Raw genomic sequence first — 12,864 nt, 5'->3', positions numbered from 1 at the left:
GCGGGCGGCGTTCGCCTCATAAGCCGGGCATCGGCGCGTGGCGTCAAGGGCACATCTCGTGCCGGTCCGGAAGGTACTGTCGCTGCAGACGGACCTACCGTTGCCGCAGCCGTTCCAGCACGTCGGACGATGCAAATCCGTCGGCCGGCGCTCCGATCGAGGCCTGGAAGCTGCGCAGCGCCTCCCGCGTCTGGCTGCCGAACTGGCCGTCGGGGGTTCCGCGATAGAAGCCCCGCTGGACCAGAAGCTGCTGCAGTTCGAGCCGCTCGGCGCGGGACAGTACCCGTTCCTGGCGCGGCCACGGCTGGACGAACGGCGCTCCGCCGCGCAGCCGGTCGGCAAAATGGCCGATCGCCAGCGCATAGGCTTCCGCGGGGTTGTACTTCATGAAAACCCGGAAATTCTGCAACATCAGAAAGCCCGGCCCTTCGGCGCCCGCCGGCGCGAGCAGATAGGCCCGGTCGGCTGGATGCGGGAAGGCCTTGTTGCCCGCGCGCCGGATGCCGAGATGCTCCCATTGCGCCAGCGTCATCGCCTTGGCGCGATCGGCCATCATGTAATTGAAGTTGGCAGGCACCACGACCTCATAGCCCCAGGCCCGGCCGGTCTGCCAGCCGTCCTTCTTAAGGTTGTTCGCCGTGGAGGCGATCAGATCAGCGGGGTCATCGACCACGTCGCGGCGGCCGTCGCCGTCGCCATCGACCGCATAGCGCTTGAACGCCGTCGGCATGAACTGCGTGGGACCGAACGCGCCCGCCCACGAGCCGCGCATCTGCTCCGGCCGCAGGTCGCCGCGATTCAGGATTTCAAGCGCCGACAGGAATTCGTCGCGGAAATAATTCTGACGGCGCCCGATGCAGGCCAGCGTCGCGGTGGATTGCAGCACGCTGCGATCGCCCATCTGGGTCGAATAGTTCGATTCAATGCCCCAGATCGCGGCGATCGCGTAGCGATCGACGCCGTAGGCCTTTTCGACCGCATCGAACTGCGGCTTATAGGTCGCGAGGATCTCGCGCCCGCGTGCAAGACGCGCATCGCTGACCAGGATGTCCAGATAATCCCATATCGCCTTGGTGAATTCCGGCTGCGAATCCATCAGGTCCATGATGCGCAGATCGGGCGACAATCCCGCTGTGAACCGCTCGAAATTCTCGCGCGTAATATGACGGCGTACCGCATCCGGCCACATCGCGGCAACGCAGTTCGGAAAGTTCGCCGCCGCCTGGCGGATCGCGCTCGCGGTCATGAGCGGATGCCCCGATGCGCCATCCTCGCCGCTCCATGGCAACGCGATCGAGCTCGCGGGCTGCTTCGGCGCGGGCTGAAGTTGCTCCGATCCGCCGCGCGGCGCCAGGGACGCGCCCTGTTCGCGCCTTGCGATCGAGCCGGTGAAGAGATTGTCGAGGAAACCCTGAATGCCGTTGCTGGACGATGTCTGCGCGCGTACGCCGGCCGGCAGCGCAAGCACCGCAAGCGCCACGACTGCCGCTATTGTTATCCCGCGCATCCTGATTTGCATCACCGTCGCGACCATGGCTGACCCGTTTCGATGAGTATCCCCGATCTCAGGAGGCCCTGTCACGGTTTCCATCGGCTTAACGGAGGGTCTTTTTTAAGGCGGATGCGGAAATCCGTCGCAGTTTGCACCAATACCTCACGCTCGGCATCCGGAATTGTCCGTGCCCAACGCGGCAGCCACACCGCCACCACAGATCCGCCTTTGTTCCCGGATGCAAAACGGCTAACAAGACACGAATCGACCGCTCATCTTCCGTCCGCAAAACAATCCTGAAGACCCGACATGAAAATCCGCAAAGCCGTTTTTCCGGTCGCCGGCCTCGGCACCCGTGTCCTTCCCGCCACCAAGGCGATGCCGAAGGAAATGCTGACGATCGTCGATCGGCCGCTCATTCAATATGTGTTCGATGAAGCGAGGGAAGCGGGTATCGAACACTTCGTTTTCGTCACCGGCCGCAACAAAGGTACGATCGAGGACCACTTCGACCGCCAGTTCGAACTGGACGAAACGTTGAAGGCGCGCGGCAAGAAGACCGAGGCCGATCTTCTGGCGCAATTCCAGCCCGCGGCGGGCGCCGTGAGCTTTACCCGGCAGCAGGCGCCGCTCGGGCTTGGCCATGCGGTGTGGTGCGCCCGCGACATCGTCGGCGACGAGCCGTTCGCGGTGGTGCTTCCGGACGAACTGGTGCTGAACACGCCCGGCTGCCTCAAGCAGATGATACAGGCGGCAACGAATCTCGGACCGAAATCCAACATTGTCGCGGTCGAAGCCGTGCCCGACGACATGACCCACAATTACGGTATCTGCGGCGTCGGCAAGCGCAGCGGCAATATCTTCGAGATCGACGGCATGGTGGAAAAGCCGGCAAAGGGTACCGCCCCCTCGAATCTTTCCATCACCGGCCGCTACGTCCTGCAGCCCGAGATCTTCACCATTCTGGAAACCCAGGAACGCGGCGCGGGCGGCGAAATCCAGCTCACCGACGCCATGATCGGCCTGTCGAAATCGCAAGCCTTCTACGGCCTCGAATTCGAAGGGGAGCGCCACGACTGCGGCTCGCGCGCAGGCTTCCTGCGCGCCAACATCGCATTCGGGATGGCGCGCGCCGATCTCCGCGACGGCTTGCGCGCGGATATGCAGAAATATCTCAAGGCGTAGGGCGGTGCCGAACTACGACGCGCTGCGCGACTATCTCAAACACCAGACGCAGGTCGAGTTCGTCCTGAGCTTCGCGCAGATCGAGGACATCATCGACGACGATCTTCCCCGCGCGGCCCAACGCGCGTCGTGGTGGGACACGGCACGTGCGCCGGAAGAGCGGATGCCGCAACGCCAAGCCTGCATCGAGGCCGGTTACGTCGCAACGCGTCTTGGCGACAAGGAGGGCGTGCGCTTCCGCCGGGCCGACGTTCGACGTCCGCGCTTCAAATAGCGCAGCCGCGGGCCGTGCTCTCAAAACTCAAATTCGCTCACAAATTCGTGTGCCTGGGCCCGCGGCGTCCGACGGTAACAAGCTGGCCGGCTCCCTATATTCTCGAATGCCGGAGCGGCGCGGCGTCAGGCGCGCAGGATGCGCCCTCTGAATTCAACCGCGCAACTGCGCGAAAGGAAGCGTCCATGAACCGCAATTCGTTCAGCCGTCATGCTCTCGCCGCCGCTGCCGTTGCCGGAACGATTGCGTTGTCGTGCCTTCTGCCCGGATCTTCCCGCGCCGCGGAAGACGCCGTGATCATTCCGCCACCTGCCCTGGATGCGAAGACTGCGCCGGGAATCCAGACCGCGGTCGTCGCCGGCGGATGCTTCTGGGGCGTGCAGGGCGTGTTCCAGCACACCGCGGGCGTGCTCAATGCGGTTTCAGGTTATGCCGGCGGCGCCAGGGAGAGCGCGACCTATGACAAGGTGAGCACCGGCACCACGGGGCATGCGGAATCGGTCGAAATCAAGTTCGACCCGAAGCGGATCAGCTATGGAAAAATCCTGCAGATATTCTTCTCGGTGGCGCACGATCCGACCCAGCTTGACCGCCAGGGACCGGACAGCGGACCGCAGTATCGCTCGGAGATTTTCACGCTCAACGATGAGCAGAAGGAGATCACTGACGCTTATATCGCCCAGCTCAACGCCGCCGGCGTGTACAAGAAGCCAATCGTGACGAGGGTTGCGGCGCTGAAGGGATTTTTTCCGGCCGAGTCCTATCATCAGGACTACCTGACGCTGCATCCCAGCCAGCCCTATATTGCTTATTATGACATTCCGAAGATCCGGAATTTGAAGAAGATTTTTGCAGACAGCTACGTCGAGAAACCGACGCTGGTCAGCAGCGCGAAGATCACGAATTGATCGCGTGAGACAAAGGAGAAATCATGCCAGACAGCAAGACGGCGAAGGTCACGAAGAGCGACAGCGAATGGCGCAAGGAACTGACGCCGATGCAATACGCCGTGCTGCGCGAGAAAGCGACCGAACAGCCCTTCTCCGGCGAATACGAGCATGAGCACCGCGAAGGCACTTATGTCTGCGCCGGCTGCGGTCAAGCGCTGTTCGAATCCGACGCCAAGTTCGATTCGGGCTGCGGCTGGCCGAGTTTCACCGCGCCCGCGGTCGGGAGCCATGTCGATGAGGAACGCGACACCAGCCACGGCATGATCCGCACCGAGGTCCTGTGCTCGAGCTGCAGCGGCCATCTCGGCCATGTGTTCGACGACGGTCCGGGCCCGACCGGTCTGCGTTACTGCATCAATTCCGCGGCCTTGAAACTCGAGCCTAAATAACGGCGCGCGTTCTCCGAATCCGACCTTTTCCCGTGATCGGATTCGGGTTTCGCGGGATAGGCTCCGCTTCCCCCATGGCGGAATGCGCTGGAACGTCTGCCAGACCAAGCCATGGCATTGATATCAATAACTTATTTATGGAATTTCGATCGTCGCGCTGAATTTCACGATTCCGGCTCCGGAAGGTCGCAATTTCCGCCTCCTACCCTATATAAACGAGGCATCACGAACATGCTGCATGCCAAGCGATTGCCGATGGGCTGCGCTTTCAGCAGGTTCGTTCTCCAAAAGCGCTATCCGTAGAGGTTCCGCCATGGCATTCAGCTTCAAGAAATCCGCCGAACTGTTCCCAGCTGCGATCCGCAAGAAAAAGCGGGCCGGCTTCGCTTATCGCCGCTTCGATACCGCGGCCGACGCGGTGCGTTTCGCGATCGAGGAACTACCGGTTGACTCGCTGAACGGCGCGTATCTTCAGGTCGACGAAGCCCGCTTCGACCAGAACGGCATCCGCTCGCTCTATGAGAGCCGCGATTTTCCGCTGCCCCGCCGCAAATCCCCGACGGCTTCCGCCGAGGCGGGCGCGTCGAAAGACGCCGCCTGACAACTTCGCGTCTCGAAAAATTCAACAGCGTCGGTTGGTGTTCTAACGCGGCTGCCGGTCAAGCCAGCGTTTGAGCATCCGCACGTTGCGCATGTTGGCGCGAAACATCACGTCGAAGGCATCGCCCGCCACCGGCACCAGGCCGACCACGCCGTCAACGGCGACATTGCCGAGCATCCGCGCCGTGATGTACCAGGGCGCGCCCAGCGCGCGTGCTTCGCGCACGAGCCACAGCGAGATCGCGGTGGTGACGATATCGCCGACGATCGGAACCAATCCGATCAGACCGTCGATGCCGTACCGGATGTTCGTTCCCGGCACAATAAAGGCCACGTCGAGCAGTTTCGCGATCGCGTCCAGTCGCGCCAGTCGCTGCTCGCGGGTGAGCGGCCGGAGTGCTGCGCTGAAATCAAAGCCGGACACGAACGGACCGTGCTGAAAGCTCCGGAATGCACTCGCGTCAAAGTCAGAACCATCCGATCCGAACGGACCCTGATGGATCTCTCGCCCCTCCTGATCGATAATCTTCGCACGCGCCGAAGATCGACGGGAGCGGCTGCCCGAAAAAAACGGATCGTCGTTCGGCATGGAGTTCGTGGCGTTCGCTTTCATGGCGTTCACATGGGCTCGTTCGACCACTTTCGCAAGCTGCGGCACGCCGTCGCTGATCAGTTCCATCACGAAGGTCCGCGCGCGGCGCTCGGCGTGAGGCCGAAGCGGCGGCGAAAGCAGCGATTGAAGTAGGACAGATCGTTGAAGCCGCAATCGAAGGCGATATCGCTAATGCGCCGATCGCCACGTAGGAGGAGATCGGCCGCCTTGCGCAGCCGCAGTTCGTTGAGCCGCACGCTGAAGCTGGCGCCGTCTTCGTACAGCAGTTCGTTGACATAACGCTCCGACAGGCCGGCCGCAGCCGCGAGCCTGCGCGCCGAGAAGCCAGGCTCCGCGAACCGCTTTTCCAGTATCATCGTCACTGCCCGCAACCGTATCGCGCGCAGCCCGCCGCGCCGCGCCGCATCCTGTGCGTCATTCCGCGCGCTGAGACCCAGCGTCACGAGATCAACCAGATGGTTCGCGATCGTCATGCCGGCCTCATCGACCGCGCCGGGATGTTCCAGCAGCAGATCGCTGTAATCCATGGCGAGCGACAGCGCTCCGCCTGGCGCCAGTTCGCGGCCGACGAGATCGTCGAGGCCACGGATTCTGGCGCGCAGCCCGGCCGGCAGATGGACGTTGGTGAATTTCTTGTGGTCGGCACCATCTGCAGTGTGGAAGGGCTCGTCGAGCCGCAGCAGCACGAGGCTGCCCGGCCGCAATGAAAATTCGCGGCCCCGATGCACCAATTGCGCCGTGGTGAAGCCGGCATGGCGCGCGAGGCAATAACGGTCGTCGTTGGTGATGCGGACCAGCCGCTTGCTGCGGCGGACCGTCCGGAACGTGCCTTCACAGCGGCCCAGCAAAGTCGTGCCGATGGTGATGGAATTCATCGCCGCGCGAAACGGCACATCCTCGGCAGGATCGAGTTCGCCAGTATTGGAGAAGTGCTCGAACAGTTCAGCGAACGACAGATAACGCTGCCGGTCGTCAAGACCCTCGGGCAGCATATCGGTCGAGAGGGCCTTCTTGATGACGGACATGGCGCGCCAAAAATCCGAATCGCTGAGGGTGAGGACAAACTCCAAACGACAGTCCGGCTACATCCGGACAACCACGCGCCGCAAGGCCGGCGACAGGTTGCCTGCGGCAATATGAACGCTGGCTGAAAACAAGGCGGGCGATAACTGCGCCTCCCAGTCCAAATCGAGCGCCCTCCGGTCCAAGACAGCGGACGGACTACCGTCCTATCGATAACCGCGGTGGGGGTGATTCGACGGCAATGCCGGCAACGATGCGGCAGCGCAAAAGACCCATCGGCCACCGATTACCGTGACGAGGAGACCCCCAGCATGAAAGTGTTCTTCCCGCGCGCGGCCCTGGCCGGCGTGGTCATCGCCACGAGCGTGGGCATCGGCTACGCCTTCGCCGCCCAACCGCACATGACCGCGACCATTGGCATGCTGCGCTCCGCGCGCGCCGAACTGGCCTCCGCGACGCCGAATAAAGGCGGCCATCGCGAACGCGCGCTCGCGCTGATCGATCAGGCCATCGGCGAAGTGCAGGCAGGCATCGCCTTCGCCGGCGGCCGCTAACCCGTTCATCAACCAGGAGACAACAGATGAAGACACTCGTTGCCGCTGCGTTTCTCGCAAGCCTGTTCATCGGGTCCGCCAGCGCCATGCCGCTCGGCCCGGCTGCGTCCGCGCCGAATGCTGATATCATCGAAGTCGCCGGCGGATGCGGCGGCGGATGGCACCGCGGTCCCTATGGAGGCTGCCGCCGCAATTGGGCTCACCCGGCCGCCCATGCCTGTCCGCGTGGCTACCACATCGGTCCTGGCGGCCGTTGTCGCGGCAACGGGCGCTGAGGTTTTTCACCCAATCATTGTGCATGACGTGCGCATGGCGGCGGGCCGATAGCCCGCCGTTTTCTTTTGCCCAGTCGCTGCAAAACCTTACGACTCGCGGTCTCGGCAGTATGAAATTCGGGCGAAAGTCGCGTTCGCAGCGATCAGGACAATCGTTCACTTTTCCGCCCCGACATCTCCCTTTCCAGGACTCAAACCCGCCCTATTGCGAAGCCACCATTTCCATTCGCGAATGAGGGAGCGCATCGCATGAGCCAGATTCCGCCGCAGAAATTCGACGCCGAATATGTTGCGCATCTGCGTGAATTGCTCGACATGGCGGTCGAGCAGATCGGACCTGAGCATCGCACGCCGGCAGCCAAAGCCAGAATGGCGGAGACACTGGTGCGCAATGCCGCCGACGGCATCACCGACGCGCATCATCTGATGAATGTGGCCGTGCGTGCAGGCGAGGACAGCCCCGCCTGAATCTCCACGAACCGACATCATGGCTGCGAGGCTTATCGTCCAGGGACTTCGGGGCGAAGCCGCGCTTGCAAGACGGCCTTACGCGTTGAAGGTTATTCGCCCCAGGCGGTGAACGCCTCGTTGAAGGCGCGCTCGCCCGGAGCCCCCTTCTCGATGGCGATGATGGCGCGGCGCTGATTGGCATAAACCAGCGGCACGTCAAACCACGAACGCTCCTTCAGGAGCTGAAGGTTGCGCGCGCGGTCGGCCTCGACATTGGACAGTCCGACCAGGAAGAAACCGTCGGTGACCTTGACGGCGAGACCCGCGAGCGGCGTTCCGCGCGCCTGCTCGTTGGACTTCATCAGAATGCCGGGCACGTTGGCGACGCCGCCGCCGTCAAAATCCTGCGGCAGCACGAATGTCAGCTCCGCCGTATGACTCGCCGGCAGCGAGGTATCGGTATTGCGGCGGAACGACATCGTCATCTTGAACTTGCGTTCGGGGATGTCGATATCGGCGCGCACGGCGATCTCCGGCGTCTTGCCGGTTGCGCCCTTTACCTCTTCGGTGCGCCACACCACCGATCCGACATATTGCTTGCCCTTCGGATCGGACGGATCTTCGTCATACAGCACGACGCGCTGCGCCACCGGCGCCACCGTCTCGGACGACGGCGGCTGGCCGACCCGATCGGTGATTTTCGGCTTTGGTCCCGGTGTCACCGGCTTTGGTGTCTCGGCAGTCTGGTCCGTCGACGAACCGAACAGTCCGCGAATTGCCGAGACCGCCTTCGGACCCCATACGATGCCGGCGCCGGCAAGGATCAGGACCAGGCCGACGGCGATCGCGCTCTTGAACGGAAAGCCGTCGCCTAACAAGCGCTTCGGCTTGTCGCGGCCCGGTTGCGGCCATGAACGCGGCAGCGGCGGCGGCTGGTCGTCGGTGGGGCCGGCCGCTTCATCGTAAGGATATGATCCCTCGAAGCCACCCCGATTCTCGAGGCTCGGCTCCAGCCGGTCGAATTCGGGTGATGGCGAGGGCACGTTGGCGTAGGTGCGGCGGGCCGAGCGGTTGGCCTGGGCGGCGGCACGGCCGAGATCGTCGGCATCCGCGGTGACATCGCGGAAACCCGGCACTGGAGGCGGCGAACGATCGGACTCCGGATTGCGGCGCGGCTGGCCCTGCCGCTCCCGGGTCGGCGGCGGCGCATCCTGCGTCGGACCCGGCGGCGCGGGCGGCCGCCACGACGGCGGATCGGCAGGCTGATCTGCACGCGGGTTGCGCGGTTGAGGGGTTACGTTGGCGCGCGGGCGGACATGCGGCGGCGCGGCCGGGTCCTGCGACTTCATCGCCGCACGGGTCGAGGCGCGGAAAGCATCGCCCGCTCGCGAACCGGCCACGCGCGAGGCTTCGCGGGCGCGCTGGGCGGCCTCGGACTCGACCTTGCGCACGGCCTCCTCCAGCGACAGCCGCTCGCGGGTGATCTCGGATTCGCTCAATGGCGGTTCGACGCTGCGGAGTTGCGCGATCAGCGCCGTCCGCGCCCGCTCATAGAGCGCACGCCTTTGCTCGCCGGGCGCACTGACGTCCAGACCGGCGATGGCGCGCGCGATGAGCGGGTAATAATCAGCCATATCTCTTCAATGCCGGGACCATGAAAGTCTGATTCGACTGCGTTGAACCAGACTCTAGTCTATTCTTCTGGTTGAGCACGATCTTATCCGAAAACCGGTTTCCATTTCGAAATCACGCTCCAGCCTTGAACGCATTCCCGTAACATCATCTTGTCAAGCCTCGAACGGGTTCTGCACCAGAATGGTATCCTCGCGTTCGGGGCTGGTGGACAGCAGAGCCACGGGGCAACCGACCAGTTCCTCGATCCGGCGAACATATTTTATGGCCTGAGCCGGCAGATCGGCCCAGGACCGGGCGTTGGCGGTCGGCTCCTTCCAGCCCTCGATCGTCTCGTAGACCGGCTCGATCCGGGCCTGCGCCCCCTCGCCCGCCGGCAGATGGTCGATCTCCTGGCCGTCGAGCCTGTAGCCGGTGCAAACCTTGATGGTGTCGAAGCCGTCGAGGATGTCGAGCTTGGTCAGGGCCAGACCATGGATGCCACTGGTACGGACGGTTTGCCGGACCAGCATGGCATCGAACCACCCGCAGCGCCGCTTGCGCCCGGTGTTGACGCCGAATTCCTTGCCGCGCTGACCGATGAGTTCCCCGATCTCGTCGGTGAGTTCGGTCGGGAAAGGCCCCTGGCCGACGCGTGTGGTGTAGGCTTTGCAAATGCCGAGCACGTAGCCGAGCGCGCTGGGCCCCATTCCGGTGCCGGTGGCGGCCTGGGCCGCGACGGTATTGGACGACGTGACGTAAGGGTAGGTACCGTGATCGACGTCCAGCAACGCGCCTTGCGCGCCTTCGAACAGGATACGCTTGCCCTCGCGGCGCTTGTGATCGAGCAGATTCCACACGCTGTCAGCATAGGGCAGCACCCGCGGCGCAATTGCGGCGAGATCCTTGAGCAGCGCCCCGCTATCCACTTCCGCGATGCCGTGGCCGCGGCGCAGCGCGTTGTGATGGGTGAGCAGCCGCTCGATCTTGTGCGGCAGCGTCTGCGGGTCGGCGAGGTCCATCAGGCGAATGGCGCGACGGCCGACCTTGTCCTCATAGGCTGGACCGATGCCGCGCTGGGTGGTGCCGATCGCCGTCGCGGCGCTGGCGTTTTCGCGCAAGGAGTCCAGTTCGCGGTGCAGCGGCAGGATCAGCGTGACGTTCTCGGCGACGCGAAGATTGTGGGGACCGACATCGACGCCCTGCCCTTTCAGCTTCCCGACCTCGTCAACGAAGGCCCGAGGATCGAACACCACGCCGTTGCCGATGATCGACAGCTTCGACGAGCGCACGACGCCCGATGGCAGCAGCGCCAGCTTGTAGGTGTTGCCGTCGATGACGAGCGTATGACCGGCATTGTGGCCGCCCTGGAAGCGAACGACGATATCCGCCTGCTCCGACAGCCAGTCGACGATCTTGCCCTTTCCCTCGTCGCCCCATTGGGCACCGACGACGACAACGTTGGTCATTTTCGCGGAAATTCCTTGCAAAGGTGAGACGCGTTCATACCGCGCCCTCCGAGGCAAACGTCGGATTCGAAGGGCACCGGCAACTCATGATCGTAGTACAGTGCGGTTCGGAAGTTCGCTTGAAACGCTTCCCGGCGAAAACGAGCTTCCGGACCACCACGCTAGCCGAAACACGACAGACGCAATACGGACCGCCAGCATGCGAGGCGTTCCACCGGATAAAGGATGGCTGCGGTCGACGCAAGCCGGAACGGCCCCCAGATCTCTCCAAACCATTGATTCGGCCGGAAAATCCAAACGGAAGCCCGGCCGTTTCCACCGGGTCCAGCGCCTGCCATAGTTTCAGGCAAGGCTTGGTCTCAGGTTGCCGCCCAAAACGGCGGGACGCACGAGGAGTAGCAGCAAATGCCCGGTCGGATGTTCCGTCATGCCTGCGCCGCGGCGATGCTGCTGGCGTTGCTGCTTGCCTCCGCCGCCCGCGCCGACGATGTGGCGCCCGTTACGATGCCGCATCAGGCGGAGGCGAAGCCGCCCGCCTCGAAGGCCGACAGCGGCAACGCACACAACGGACCCGCTGCTACCGCGAACGATCATCGTTTGCCGCCGTCCTCCACCACCAGGCACAAACTTGCGCTGCCTGGCCGCACGCTGGCCTTCACCGCAACCGCCGGCGCGATACGCATTTTCGACGACAAGGGCGAACCGCAGGCGGACATCGCCACCACCGCCTATCAGCTCGACGGCGCCGATCCTCGCAGCCGGCCAGTGACCTTCGTATTCAACGGCGGCCCCGGCGCGTCCTCGGCGTGGCTGCAGTTCGGCAGCAACGGCCCCTGGCGCATCGCGATGGACCGCGCGATCACCGGCTCCGCCGCGCCGCTTGCGCTCGAACCGAACGCAGAAACCTGGCTCGACTTCACCGACCTCGTCTTCATCGACCCGCTCGGCACCGGCTACAGCCGCATGGTCGCGAGCGGCGACGAGGCGCGGAAACGCTTCCTGACGGTCGAGGGCGATGTGGCCTCGATCGCACTGGTGATCCGGCGCTGGCTGGAAAAAGCCGATCGGATGCAATCGCCGAAATTCATCACCGGCGAAAGCTATGGCGGCATTCGCGGGCCGAAGATCGTCCGCAACCTGCAGACGCGGCAAGGCGTCGCCATCAACGGGCTGGTGCTGATCTCGCCAGCGCTCGACTTCGGCGACGTGCTTGGCACCGGACTGTCCCGGTTCGTGGCGAGTCTTCCGAGCATGGCGGCGGTCGCACGGGACAACAAGAAGCGCGGAACCTTGACCCGCGCCGACATGGGCGACGTCGAAGCCTATGCGAGGGGCGAGTTTCTCAGCGACCTCGTCAAGGGGCAGGCCGATGCGGAGGCGACGCGACGGCTTGCCGACCGCTTCGCGTCATTGACCGGAATCGATCAGGCGGAAAGCCGCCGCCTCGCCGGGCGATTCGATATCAACGAATTCCGTCGCGCCTTCGATCGCCGCAACGGCAAGGTGACCGGACGCTACGACGGATCGGTTCTTGGCTTCGATCCCTATCCGGACTCGACCAACAGCGACTTCAACGATCCCTCGGAGGAGCCGTTGCTGGCCGCGCTGACATCGGCGGCTTTCGAGCTTTATGCGCACAAGCTGAACTGGCGGCCGGACGGCTCCTACGAACTGCTCAGCCGCACCGTCAACCGCGAATGGGATTTCGGCAAGCATCGGACTGCCGTGGAGTCAGTATCCGACATCCGCGAGTTGCTGGCGACAAACCCGCAATTCAAGATCCTGATCGCGCACGGACTATTCGACCTGGCGACGCCGTATTTCGCGTCCCAGATACGCCTCGATCAACTGCCGACCTTCGGCTCACGCGACCGCGTCAAACTCGTGGTCTATCAAGGCGGCCACATGTTCTATTCGCACGACGGCTCACGTCAGGCGCTGCGCGACGAGGTTCGCGCGTTGATGAAGTGATACGCCTG

At 63.7% G+C, this 12,864-nt stretch carries 14 protein-coding genes; 9 read left to right on the top strand and 5 right to left on the bottom strand.

The window, feature by feature from the left end:
* Window positions 1–94 precede the first annotated feature (94 nt).
* The gene (locus ACS3WA_RS04575) at window positions 95–1,507 is read right to left on the bottom strand and encodes a lytic murein transglycosylase (protein WP_438277370.1); all 1,413 of its coding nucleotides are present in this window, start codon (window positions 1,505–1,507) and stop codon (window positions 95–97) included.
* Between the two features lie 294 nt (window positions 1,508–1,801).
* Between ACS3WA_RS04575 and ACS3WA_RS04570 the strand changes: the two genes are divergently transcribed.
* The 5 genes from ACS3WA_RS04570 to ACS3WA_RS04550 all read left to right on the top strand — a co-directional run bounded on the left by ACS3WA_RS04570 (window position 1,802) and on the right by ACS3WA_RS04550 (window position 4,891).
* A complete protein-coding gene (locus ACS3WA_RS04570) occupies window positions 1,802–2,677 on the top strand; it encodes a UTP--glucose-1-phosphate uridylyltransferase (RefSeq protein ID WP_438277369.1) in 876 nt (291 codons plus the stop codon).
* Between the two features lie 4 nt (window positions 2,678–2,681).
* Complete coding sequence (locus ACS3WA_RS04565; RefSeq protein ID WP_438277368.1) at window positions 2,682–2,951, top strand: DUF7662 domain-containing protein; 270 nt, start codon at window positions 2,682–2,684, stop codon at window positions 2,949–2,951.
* A gap of 185 nt (window positions 2,952–3,136) precedes the next feature.
* Window positions 3,137–3,859, top strand: coding sequence for a peptide-methionine (S)-S-oxide reductase MsrA (gene msrA, locus ACS3WA_RS04560; RefSeq protein ID WP_438277367.1), 723 nt, complete (start codon window positions 3,137–3,139; stop codon window positions 3,857–3,859).
* Window positions 3,860–3,882: 23 nt separating this feature from the next.
* The gene (gene msrB, locus ACS3WA_RS04555) at window positions 3,883–4,290 is read left to right on the top strand and encodes a peptide-methionine (R)-S-oxide reductase MsrB (RefSeq protein WP_438277366.1); all 408 of its coding nucleotides are present in this window, start codon (window positions 3,883–3,885) and stop codon (window positions 4,288–4,290) included.
* Between the two features lie 313 nt (window positions 4,291–4,603).
* Window positions 4,604–4,891 (top strand): hypothetical protein, encoded by a 288-nt coding sequence (locus tag ACS3WA_RS04550; RefSeq protein ID WP_438277365.1) that lies wholly within the window; start codon window positions 4,604–4,606, stop codon window positions 4,889–4,891.
* 42 nt (window positions 4,892–4,933) lie between these two features.
* On the opposite strand, the gene ACS3WA_RS04545 is transcribed toward ACS3WA_RS04550, so the two are convergent.
* Window positions 4,934–5,479, bottom strand: coding sequence for a DUF4112 domain-containing protein (locus ACS3WA_RS04545; RefSeq protein ID WP_438277402.1), 546 nt, complete (start codon window positions 5,477–5,479; stop codon window positions 4,934–4,936).
* An 89-nt stretch (window positions 5,480–5,568) separates the two neighbouring features.
* Complete coding sequence (locus ACS3WA_RS04540; RefSeq protein ID WP_438277364.1) at window positions 5,569–6,528, bottom strand: AraC family transcriptional regulator; 960 nt, start codon at window positions 6,526–6,528, stop codon at window positions 5,569–5,571.
* A 309-nt stretch (window positions 6,529–6,837) separates the two neighbouring features.
* Here ACS3WA_RS04540 and ACS3WA_RS04535 point away from each other — a divergent pair, with 309 nt between their 5' ends.
* From ACS3WA_RS04535 to ACS3WA_RS04525, 3 genes are all read left to right on the top strand, one after another.
* A complete protein-coding gene (locus tag ACS3WA_RS04535) occupies window positions 6,838–7,080 on the top strand; it encodes a hypothetical protein (protein WP_438277363.1) in 243 nt (80 codons plus the stop codon).
* Between the two features lie 26 nt (window positions 7,081–7,106).
* Window positions 7,107–7,355 (top strand): GCG_CRPN prefix-to-repeats domain-containing protein, encoded by a 249-nt coding sequence (locus tag ACS3WA_RS04530; protein ID WP_438277362.1) that lies wholly within the window; start codon window positions 7,107–7,109, stop codon window positions 7,353–7,355.
* A gap of 249 nt (window positions 7,356–7,604) precedes the next feature.
* Window positions 7,605–7,823: a hypothetical protein gene (locus ACS3WA_RS04525; protein WP_438277361.1), complete on the top strand. Its 219-nt coding sequence runs from the start codon at window positions 7,605–7,607 to the stop codon at window positions 7,821–7,823.
* 92 nt (window positions 7,824–7,915) lie between these two features.
* Here ACS3WA_RS04525 and ACS3WA_RS04520 read toward each other — a convergent pair whose 3' ends face one another.
* Window positions 7,916–9,439, bottom strand: coding sequence for a hypothetical protein (locus tag ACS3WA_RS04520; protein ID WP_438277360.1), 1,524 nt, complete (start codon window positions 9,437–9,439; stop codon window positions 7,916–7,918).
* A gap of 153 nt (window positions 9,440–9,592) precedes the next feature.
* A complete protein-coding gene (locus ACS3WA_RS04515) occupies window positions 9,593–10,885 on the bottom strand; it encodes an adenylosuccinate synthase (protein ID WP_438277359.1) in 1,293 nt (430 codons plus the stop codon).
* A 405-nt stretch (window positions 10,886–11,290) separates the two neighbouring features.
* Between ACS3WA_RS04515 and ACS3WA_RS04510 the strand changes: the two genes are divergently transcribed.
* Window positions 11,291–12,856, top strand: a complete 1,566-nt coding sequence (locus ACS3WA_RS04510; protein WP_438277358.1) for a S10 family peptidase — start codon at window positions 11,291–11,293, stop codon at window positions 12,854–12,856.
* Window positions 12,857–12,864: the final 8 nt, after the last annotated feature.

This window comes from Nitrobacter sp., from assembly GCF_051535235.1.
Taxonomy (GTDB): Bacteria; Pseudomonadota; Alphaproteobacteria; order Rhizobiales; family Xanthobacteraceae; genus Nitrobacter.
Note: the sequence above shows the minus strand (reverse complement) of the source record. Positions and strands in the feature narration are given on the sequence as shown.